Genomic DNA, 11191 nt, shown 5'->3' on the forward strand with positions numbered 1-11191 from the left:
AAATAGAGTTTTAGGGAATATCTTTACGCCATAATTGTGTTAAAACACCGTTATAAAAATTAATTAAAAGAAACACGCAAATTCTAATCTTAAAAAAAATGAAAAAAATCATCCTTTCTATTGTTTTCCTAACCTTTGGTTGGGCTACATCTCAAGCACAAACTTTTAACCTTGGTGTTAAGGCTGGTGTAAACTTAGCAAAACTTAATTCGGATTTTGCCAGCGAAGAAAACCGTTTAGGCTATCAAATTGGCGCCTGGGCCCGTATTGGCGGAGCAAGTTTTTATGTTCAACCAGAAGCTTACATTGGCAGCAAGGGCAATAAGTTTATCAGCTTTACCAATAATAACAATACCGAGGTTGCTGCAGAAGGTAAAGTGAAATTTACCACTTTAGATGTGCCTGTATTATTGGGAACCAGGTTTGGCGCAAAAAACCTAAATTTTAGGGTAATGGCTGGTCCGGTGGTATCATTTGTATTAAATGAGAACTCAACATTTAGCAGTGCTTATGATCAGGCTACTGATTTTAAAAATTATAAAGATCAAGCGTTTGGAATCCAGGCTGGTGCTGGAGTTGATGTTGGCGCAATTTCTGTTGATTTACGTTATGAGGCAGGAATTTCTAACATCAGTAAAAGTGAGAAATATACTCAAAAACCCAACTTGTTTCAATTGAGTTTAGGATTTAAGATATTGTAATTCATTACAAGGCCAGAAAAAATTTTTCTGGCCTTGTTTCATTTTAAAATAGTCAAACTTCCGGTGAGTTTACCACAATCTGTTTTCAAATCGATTACATAATAATACACGCCAACATTTAATGGTTTACCGTTGTAAGTACCGTCGAATTCTTTGTCATAACCTATGGAATGAAAAATTCTGCCGCCAGTTCTATTGAAAATAAAAAATTCGGCATTAGGATAATTTTCAGCTCCCGGTACTCGCCAGGTATCATTCACCCCATCGCCATTTGGCGTAATAGAATTTGGCACCTGGAGTTTTTTCTTTTCTAATAAATCCAAATCGATTACTTCACTAGTGATTTCACAACCGTACTTATCAACCACCTTTAAGTAGTATTTTCCAGGTTTGGCGGTTAAATTTAATTCATTGTATACTACATTTCCATTGGGATCAATCCATTGAAAATTATAGGGCGATGTTGATCCCAATATTTGAATATCTGTTATGTTTATCGTTTTGCCATCGCAGCTGATAAATGATTGCATTGTAGTCAAATCAATTATTGGATTTTCTGTTGATTCAATTGTGAAACTGCCAGCAATGTTTTCACAGTTTAAACCGTCAGATGCAGCTAATGTATATGTCCCTGCAGATACATCCGTTAGGTTTTCATTATTTCCAACTGCATTTCCATCAGCATCCTTCCAAATAAACAAAACCGGTTTATCAGTTTGATAGCTTTGGATGGTAATACTTCCATTACTATTGCCGCAGCTGGCAGGCTTTATGATCACATTTTTAATAACATAATTTTTTACCACATTTTTAATAACATACACTGGCGATGTAATTTCACAACTATTCTCACCAGCCTTAAAAAAATAACTTCCCGCAGGTATATTTCCCAAATCTGAACCATTTCCTACAATATCGCCTTGTTGATTATACCAAGTTTTTGCAAGGTTATTGGCAACTCCAATATTTTTAATGCTCCCATTAGATGCCCCACAAATCTCATCAGCTATTCTTTTATTGCTATCGTCGATACCGTTTCCTAATGAGCCAATGGTGTACGTTGTTGAAGTAACATCGCAAGCACCCATTTGCCCGGCTTTTAAATAATATGTGCCTGCTGGAACATTTTCAAGATCTTTGGTATTGCCAACAAGCAGGCCAGCACTGTTAAACCATTGAAAAACACTTGCATTGTAGACTTTTAAATTTTTGATACTTCCGGTAGTTTGCCCACAAAATGGATCGATAATTTGTTTATCAGTGTCGTCTATTAATGGTTTAGAAAAATTAGATGTTGCACCATTTGCATCAGTACCTAAACTTGTTATTTTACCTGCAATAGAACCTGTATACTTCCAAAAACCAGCGGCATCCGTAGGTACCGTAGCAAACCAAGTTTTTCCCTGGCAATCGTTGCATTCATCGGTATAAAATAGTTCGACGATTGAATTAGGACTATATACTCCACTAACCTCACTGGCAGATATCAAACTAATTTTTGCCGGATTAAGCGACTGATTTTTAAATGTGATTGCAGCAGTTGAATTGCAATATATGCTGTTTTTAAAAATGGCGATTGGATAAGAATTCTCGACAAGGATAGCCGTTTTGTTATATGCAATAAAATTCTGATCGTTAACATTAGAACCACCAATAAGCCCCTTTGTATTTGAAAAATTAATGTGAATGCCTAAGGTGTTTGAAAAGTTTTCAGTCCCTAATTTACCGGTGCCGATCTTATTTCGGGCGATCACAAAACCATCATTTACATAATCTACATGGATGGCAATGGATTGAACACCCACAATGTTATCCGTGATAATAGGTGCACTTGTTCCCCCGTTAACATAAATTCCTTTAGCAGCAAGCGTAGGCTTCGGATTGAAATTTTTATCTAACCCGATGATGTTATTTGCAATCTTATAAATGCCTTCTGCTCCACCAAGAGCAATACCTGTTCGAGTATTACCAGTTACCAAATTTCCTTCTTCCGGTGTATCTCCGCCAATAATGCCCCCTTTAATAAAACTGATATCAATCCCCGTTTCATTTGGTGCAACGGTTAATCCATTTTCAGCTAAACCAAAAATATTTGATGATATTTTAACATTTTCTATAAAAAACTTAGGAATTACAAATGGTGAGAGAATTCCAGCATAGCACCCTACAAAACAATTTGGCTTATTTGGTGCACCAACTACAATATCTTTAGAGTTATAGAGGTAAATGCCTCCTTTTTTATCTTCAATTGCGCCTAAAGGATCAGACTGAAAATTACCAAAAAGCAAACCATAAACTTCAATTTTATTGGCATTGTCCATTCTTAAGCCATTAAAATAAGTGGCAACAACTCTAGTTAAACTAATTTTAATATTTGGATTACCCAAGGCAGAAAATGGTTGAGTAGTTCCATCGATAATAATATTTGCTGTGAGTATGGGCAGCTCTGTTTCCAGGGCAATAGTTACATCTGCCAAAGATGAGCCTGGTAAATTGAAATAAATATAATCCACATCAGCCGTTCCATTAGTGTTCGCTCTTTCTATGGCGTCGCGTAGAGATCCTGTACCAGAGTTTAAATTATTTATTACAGTGAATGTATCCGCATGTAAAAATGCAATATTAAAAAACAAAAAACCAAGAAACAGAATGAGGTATCGCATGGCTTTGATAGTCAAAAAAAAAGACAAGGCTAAATAACCTTGTCTTTTCTAATATAATAAATTTTTTAATAAAAGGATGCGTAATAACTTAACCCAAATGGAGTTGTTGTAGACCCAGCTATCCCCCTAACAATGAAGGTATAGGCTTGTCCTTTAGTTAATGTTATCCCTGAAAAGCTGCCCGTTGTTACTGAGGTTGTTGTACCTGTGTAATTAAACTGGTATACATTTGATTGCCCAGGAAGCGGTATCTCTACAAAGCCTGATGCAGAATTATAAGCCACATTCGGAACGATAACCTGACCAGTAGTTCTTTGTACCATATCGATGTTAGCTGTTCCACCATTGTATAAGTTTACCATTCTAACGAAAATTTTAGTGGTATCTAACGCTGGCCTTACTTCTTCCAACAATAATGAAGCTGGAATTTTTTTATCGGCGGTATTATAAGCTCCTGTGGTAAATAAGGTATAATATTTACCACCAGCTAAATTGATGTTCGTGTTAAATACGTTCAAACTTTTATCTGTTGCAGCAGATGATACAATTTTTGCATCGATTTTACTGGTTCCTGGGGTTATAGGCAAAAACTGACCAGGATTTACTGGAAAAATACCGATGTAACTAAAACCTGTTTCTCCCGTCAATGCATTGTACGCACCCGAAATCCGAGTATCATTCATGTAAAAGTTAACACTTGGGCTGCCCGGCGTCATGTTAATAAAACGCAGGAAAGAGTATGCCGGATCGCCAACATTGATTTTGGTATAAGGTGTACTTTCTACCAATTCGCCTTTTTTACAAGCGGTAAATATAGTTACGGCAGCAATTAAAATATATAATGTCTTTTTCATAATTGTATCGATTAAGGTTGAGAGAACCACATTTTGTAAGTATGATAATCAGGCAAATCAGCTCCAATAACTTTTAATGCCGCTACGTTCCATAAATACTCAGAGTTGTAACGTGGGCGATAACGTTGTGCTGGTTTACCACCATTATCTGGATAAAGCACGGTTGGCAAAAAGAAAACACCTAAATAAGGGTTATTGCCCTTTGCATCGCCAACGTTGTAATTATATTTACGAAGATCGCACCATGTTTCTACAAAGCCATAACCATATAATGCCAAATACTTTTGTAGCATAATATCTCTTAGGGTTAATGCTGATGCACTTTGTTTTACCGCAGCACTGGTCATATAAGCAGTTTTTTGTGCTGTTGTGATTGCGGTACCAAGTGCACTTACAAAATCGATACTTGCAGAAATACCATTTAAATATGCCGTATAAGCTAATGTTGGGTTTTCACTTCTAAAAGCAGCTTCAGCTTTAATAAACTGCATTTCAGCGTAAGTCATAATAGGAAAACTTGCATTATCCTTAAATAAATATTTTCCAAAAGTTGCACCAGGATTGGCAGAAGCTAAAACACCCCATGGATTTGGAATTTGATTTCGCAATGCAGCAGTACCAGGATCACCAGCACCAGGGTTTGTTCCTCTGTATTCATTATCAGCAGACGGCGTAATCATATTCACAATTCTTGGATCGATTACTGTTCCTTTTATACCTGTGAAATAAGTGCCATCCAATAAACCAACAATCATTCTGGTTTGGCGATAGGCAGCTAAGTTTGCTCTTAAAGGTCCATAAAAATTTCCATTTGCAGCTGTTGACCCTGTATTTGGAACGAGGAAATTATCGGCATTGCTTGATAATGCTTTATCTACATACTCGATAACTTTAGCAGGATTGTAGTTTGCCTTATTAATTAAATTGTTTGCATTTCTTGCTAGAACTCCATAATTGAATTTAATCCATTTGGCATTATCACCATTATAAATTAAATCAGCTCCAGCCATTTTAGCCACACTACCAGTTCCATCGGTACGAGAGAAATTGGCAATTGATTCATTTGCCAATCTTACTACCTCTGCATAAACATCTTCTTGTTTATCATAATCGAAAACATAACGATTTGGTTCATATGCTTGCTTTAGGATAATCTCCCCATGATAATCTGTAGTTGTTTGCCAGCTCCACGCCTTCAAAGCTTGAGCTAATCCTATGTAGTTATATTCCTGTTTTGCCTGAGAATCTTCGATAATAAGATTAAGATTGGCACCTAAACCATAATAATTGGTCCTCCAAATTTCTCCCATTACATCACTACCGGGAGACCAACCATGTGTTTCACCAACATTCACACTTCCTCCAAAATACTGAATTAGGCCCCCAAGATACCTGGAGTCAAACTGGATACCTCTCTCCATTTGCGCAAATAGTGGAGGCGTAAGTGTTTTACTTTCTGGTGTTTGCGGCGTCGCCGGATCAGTGTTTACATCCAGGTATTTCTTGCAACCAGCAGATAAAAACACCATTAATGCTGTGATCACTATATATATTTTTTTCATCTCTCTAATAATTAAAACCCAACTCTTAAACCAAAGTTATAACCTCTTGGCAAGCCAACAGAACCGAAATCGATCCCTGTTCCGCCTAAACCGCCAGATGCCGCACTCAATCCATTTACTGCAGGATCAACACCTTTGTAATTTGTAATCAACAACAAATCTGTTCCTGTAAAGAATACGTTAGCACTTTTAAATACGGTGCTTTTCGCGAATAAACTTTTCGGCAAGTTATAAGACAAGGTGATATCCTTTAATCGAATCCAGTTCACATCTTCTTGTAAGAAATCTCTTGTATTATAAAATGTAGAATAATATGATGTGGTAATGTATGGTGTTACCAATATATTATTAGCTGTAGGATTACCCGAATTTTCTAAACCATCTTTTAAAACACCTGTAATTACACGCGGAATTTCACGGTCTAAAGTAAGTTGTGACATTCCACGGGAATATAAATAAAACTCTGTAGCATTATAAATATCACCACCTTTTCTCATATCGAGCAAAAATGACAAGTTAAAGTTTTTATAGGTAAAGCTGTTGGTTAAACCTACCGAAATATCTGGAGCTCTATCTCCAATTGGGGTAAAGTTTGTTCCTTTAATCGGCATACCGTTTGTAGGATTGATCAAAATATCGCCCGCATTATTTCTTAAGTAATCAATACCAGCAAAAGCCGAAATGGAAGATCCAACTGTATATTGCGCTCTAACATTATCAAATAACCAAGAATCTGAAACGTAGAATACATCCTGATCAGCTGGCAATGCTAAAATATTACCTCTATCTCTGGCAAAGTTGGCTGAAATATCCCAAGTGAAGTTGGTTGTTTTAATTGGATTACCTTTAACCAATAATTCAAACCCACGTTTACGAATTTTTCCACTGTTAATATAACCTAAAATTGCGCCTGTTGCATAGCTAAGTCTTGGTGCAGTAATTTGTTTATTTGATACCGTATTGTAAACAGAAAAATCAAATGATAAACGGTTATTGAATAAACCAAGCTCGAAACCTGCTTCAGCCATTGTACTAAATTCTGCTTCAAGATCTGGATTACCAGCAGTAACATCTGTAGCAAAGCCGCCTCCTGTTGTTGTTTGAGCAACTAACTTTGTTTTGGTTACGTAAGCATTTCTAGCATCTTTTCCTGACTGGCCATAAGAAGCTCTTAATTTACCGAATGATAACCAATTCAATTTTTTTAATGGTGCCAAATCAGAAAACACAAAACTTAATGAACTTGCCGGATAAAAGAAGCTATAGTTTTTGATAGGAAGTGTAGAAGAAAAATCTTGTCTTCCTGTTAATGTTAAATATAATAAATCGTCATATCCAAGTTCAGCAACTGCTAGCGCACCAACTTTTCTTTTCAACTCATCGGCGAAAGCTACACGTTGAGTAGTTGGATCGGTATTGTTCATACTATAAAAATTTTGCTGATAAAACCTTGTTCCAAACTGGGCATTCGTTTGGTAAGAAGCATCAGTTAAATCTCCACCGATACGAATAACAGGTTTAAATTTTCCAAAATCTTTTTTGATGGTTGCGATTAAAGTTGCGTTATACAAACGTTCATTGGTATTGTATGTATTTATACCACCACCTGCATATACTGTACCTGCAACATTTGATCCATAAGATTGTGGATGATAGGCAGATAAACCCTGCCCTGCATTAATATCAGCTCCACCTCTGGCCGTAATACTTAACCATTTTGTAGGGATATAATCCATACCAAAGTTTGCCAGCATCCTGTTGCTTTTTTCCCAGTTAGGATTTTTTTCTACTGCCCAATATGGATTATCAAGTTCTGCACTTAAGCTTCCTGTAATGGTTCTTCTATCTCCCGTACTGGTTAAGTAGTTCCGCATATCATCAACCAATGGCCAGGTTAAAGAACTTAACATCGGGCTACTTGCACCCTTGTAAGTTTTATTAGTTTTAGAGTTGATAAAATTGATTGAACCATTCATCTTCAACTTATCACTTATTGTTGAGGTTACACTTACTTTACCATTTAAGGTATTAAAATCAGTACCAGGTACGATACCAGTTTGGTTGGTATAACCCAAAGAAGTTCTAACAGAAAGTTTCTCACTTCCACCTTCAATCGAGGCATTGTGTTTTTGTGTGAAGCCTGTTTTATAGAAATTACCTACGTTATCGTAAATTGTTCTGTTACCCGGAATTTTTGCGCCAAAGTAAGTTCTGGTACGAACCTCTTCATCAAAAAAACCACCTGCACCACCACCATAAACAGATTGAACATCAGGAAAACGATAAGCATTTTCTACCCGGAATGAATTATTATAGGTTACTCTAGCGGTACCTGCCTTAGCTTTCTTTGTGGTGATTACTACGGCACCAGAAGCGCCTTGAGTACCATAAAGCGCCGAAGCTTCCGGACCTTTCAAAATTGTAATGGTTTCTATTTCCTCAGGATTAATGTCCATTGCTCTATTACCATAATCATTCTGGCGATTAAAAGTACCTTGACCCACAAGATTGTATTCACTAAAAGTACGGTTTGAAATCGGCAAACCATCAATAACGAATAAAGGTTGATTATCTCCATCAAGAGAAACCCCACCACGGATAATCATGGTTGATGATGCTCCAGGTGTACCATTTGTAGGTGTAATAGTTGCACCAGCAACCCTACCCTGTAATGCATTTAAGAAGTTATCACGCTGTGTTTGCGCAACTTCTCCACCCTTAATAGTTTGCGTAGAATAACCCAAAGAACGCGAACTTCTTTCAATACCTTGAGCCGTAACGATTACATCATCAAGATTACTTGCATCTGTAGCCATTACTACATTCATTGTAGTATTGTTCCCAACAGGTTTTTCCTGAGTTCTAAACCCAATGTAAGTAAACTGTAGTACATCAGTTTTTAATGCTTTTACTGAATAATTTCCATCGCCGTTAGTTTGAGCAACTGTGGTAGTTCCTTTAACTCGGATGGAAACTCCTGGTATTGGTCCATCGGATGATGATACCTTACCGGTAACGGTTATTTGTTGCGCAAAGGCATGAGCCAGCAACAAAAACGTACCAAGAAAAATTAATAGTAGCTTTTTTTTCATAAACTGCCAATAAGGGATTAGTAAGAATTTGTTTAGTTAGTTAGTTTGTTTGTTGTTTGCCAAAACACGCATAATAACGCATTTTATTTAATATGAGGTAAATATGATAAATGTTTTTTAATAAAAGAACAAAACAACAAAGATTTTTATACAACCAACGCCATATATAATTGCACAAAAACGCACAAACACGCAAATTATTGAAAAGTATTTTTACTTTCGTGTAAACCAAACACAATATGCTTAAAAAAGAACGCCATGATTTTATTATGCGCCAAATCAATTTGCACAACCGTGTACTAACCTCCGATTTGGTTCAACTCCTGAATGTATCTGAAGATACCATTAGAAGAGATTTGCAAGAATTGGTAGATGAAGACTTGCTTTTTAAAGTTCATGGGGGTGCACTGTCGAAATCATACCACAGTTCTTTTGATGATAGTACCGTTTATGCAAGAGATATAAAAATCGTGATTGCTAAAAAAGCCACAACCCTTTTTAAAGACGGAATGGTGGTTTTAACGGGTGGAGGAACTACTATTTTAGAATTGGTTAAGCAACTTCCACAAAATATTGCAGGCACTTTTTTTACCATCAGTCCTTTGGTTGCTGTTGAGTTGGCAAAGTACGATAATCTGGAAGTGATTCTTATTGGTGGTTTGTTTTCAAAAAATTCGCAAATTACCTACGGCGGACAAGTAATCACGCAGCTTTCAGAAATTAAAGCCGATTTATGCGTAATGGGAACTAGTGCCATCCATCCAGAAGATGGCTTAACAGATACTTATTGGGAAATTAACCAATTAAAAAAAGCAATGATTGCCTGCTCAAAGAAAACCGCAGTGTTGTGTATATCAGAGAAGCTCGATATCTCCTTGAGATTAAGGGTTTGCCCAATCGAAAGCATCAGTTATTTAGTAACCGAACTCGATGAAGCCGATGAAGCCTATGCAGGCTATAGGGCCAAAGATTTAAACATCTTATAAAAAAAGAGGGTTCAAATTTGGAACCCTCTTTTAATTTAGAATGTAGGATCTGCTGGTGTATTAGGATTATTATCCCGTTCCTGGAAAGGATATGGGAAAAAATTCCGCTTGCGATCTGTTAAAGGCTGATTGAACCTTCTCATATCTTCGAGCTTTAAACCCGACATAAACAATTCAATACTTCTGTGTTTGTAAATTAAATCCAATAATTGCTGTTGGGTATAGGTACCCGTTAAAGCAGGTAAATTTGCCCCAACGCCAAAAGGATCTGTTGCTGCAGTTTTGGTTACAATTTTGTTCAGCTCTGTTAAGGCACTCGTTAAATTTGGTGTAGCCTGACGGGCATAAGCTTCTGCTTTTATCAAAGTAACTTCCCCTGGTAGATAAACCGGAATCTGTGTGAAAGTACCCGCTCCGAAACCATTAATTCTTACAGTAGTATTTACAACCGTATAAAATGGAATTCTAGCATCGCCTGCATCAGGAATATTTGCACCGGTTTGACCAAGATTAATGTTTTTCGGCTGAATAACATTATTTGTTGATGTTGCAATTTCGAAAATAGGATTAAGGTTTAGTGCATCATAAGTAAATGTAGATCTCTTGGTTAAATCAACCGCGTTTGCCGCAGTTAATGCAAGAGCATAATTTCCAGCAAACAAGGCATACCTCGCTTTTAAAGCATTTAAGGTATTCGGTATATCAATTCCTGCTGGAATATTACCTGCAAAAGAAGTGCTTATGGCATTTGCTGAAATCACGGATAATGCATTATCAATGGTTGAAATTGCTTTATTGAAACCATCAACACGGCTAATAAAAGTTACATTTTGTCCTATCCCAGCTGGTACTCTTTCCCAATATTCGGATAAATTGCCAATTGCCAAAGCCTTAAAGATACTCGCATGCGCAATTAAGCCTGCCGCATAATTTTTATCTGGTAAGTTTGCCGCATTATTGATTACATTATCCGCATCGAATATAATTTTATTCGAGCCTGCCCAAACACTCAATAAAACCGTATTGGTTCCATCTACCTGAACACCACCAGCAACTAAACGTTCTTCGTTTGTGTTACCTGTGTTTATCGAAATTAATTCATTTGTTGTTAATCCATTTAATGTAATGGAAGCATATAAAACTCCGGCTCTTGTAGTCGAAAAGTTTTTTTGCAATCCTACCGTTACGCCTGTTAAGCCTTTTGCAGATGTTAGAACATCATCGGCCGTTGCCGCATTTGGATTTAAGTATTCCTTTTTACAAGCACTTGAGAAAGCAACTGTTGTAAGCAGAAAAGCATAACCTATATATTTTGATTTTAAATTTTTCATAA

Annotated in this window: 7 protein-coding genes; 2 read left to right on the plus strand and 5 right to left on the minus strand. The window is 36.7% G+C overall.

Annotated features, from left to right (window positions below; genetic code table 11):
- The first annotated feature begins 98 nt into the window (after positions 1-98).
- On the plus strand, positions 99-701 hold the full coding sequence (locus LUA91_RS07955; RefSeq protein ID WP_231425506.1) for a porin family protein: 603 nt from the start codon (positions 99-101) through the stop codon (positions 699-701).
- Positions 702-739: 38 nt separating this feature from the next.
- Here the strand turns inward: LUA91_RS07955 and LUA91_RS07960 are convergent, their stop codons facing one another.
- The 4 genes from LUA91_RS07960 to LUA91_RS07975 all read right to left on the minus strand — a co-directional run bounded on the left by LUA91_RS07960 (position 740) and on the right by LUA91_RS07975 (position 8872).
- The gene (locus LUA91_RS07960) at positions 740-3364 is read right to left on the minus strand and encodes a gliding motility-associated C-terminal domain-containing protein (RefSeq protein WP_231425507.1); all 2625 of its coding nucleotides are present in this window, start codon (positions 3362-3364) and stop codon (positions 740-742) included.
- Between the two features lie 65 nt (positions 3365-3429).
- Complete coding sequence (locus LUA91_RS07965) at positions 3430-4218, minus strand: DUF4397 domain-containing protein (RefSeq protein WP_231425509.1); 789 nt, start codon at positions 4216-4218, stop codon at positions 3430-3432.
- Between the two features lie 11 nt (positions 4219-4229).
- The gene (locus LUA91_RS07970; protein ID WP_231425511.1) at positions 4230-5780 is read right to left on the minus strand and encodes a SusD/RagB family nutrient-binding outer membrane lipoprotein; all 1551 of its coding nucleotides are present in this window, start codon (positions 5778-5780) and stop codon (positions 4230-4232) included.
- An 11-nt stretch (positions 5781-5791) separates the two neighbouring features.
- Positions 5792-8872, minus strand: coding sequence for a SusC/RagA family TonB-linked outer membrane protein (locus LUA91_RS07975; RefSeq protein WP_231425512.1), 3081 nt, complete (start codon positions 8870-8872; stop codon positions 5792-5794).
- A 239-nt stretch (positions 8873-9111) separates the two neighbouring features.
- Between LUA91_RS07975 and LUA91_RS07980 the strand changes: the two genes are divergently transcribed.
- On the plus strand, positions 9112-9858 hold the full coding sequence (locus tag LUA91_RS07980) for a DeoR/GlpR family DNA-binding transcription regulator (RefSeq protein ID WP_231425514.1): 747 nt from the start codon (positions 9112-9114) through the stop codon (positions 9856-9858).
- 35 nt (positions 9859-9893) lie between these two features.
- Here LUA91_RS07980 and LUA91_RS07985 read toward each other — a convergent pair whose 3' ends face one another.
- Positions 9894-11189 (minus strand): RagB/SusD family nutrient uptake outer membrane protein, encoded by a 1296-nt coding sequence (locus LUA91_RS07985; protein WP_231425516.1) that lies wholly within the window; start codon positions 11187-11189, stop codon positions 9894-9896.
- Positions 11190-11191 lie beyond the last annotated feature (2 nt).

The organism is Pedobacter sp. Leaf250 (assembly GCF_920984735.1).
In the GTDB taxonomy this organism is placed as follows: Bacteria; Bacteroidota; Bacteroidia; order Sphingobacteriales; family Sphingobacteriaceae; genus Pedobacter.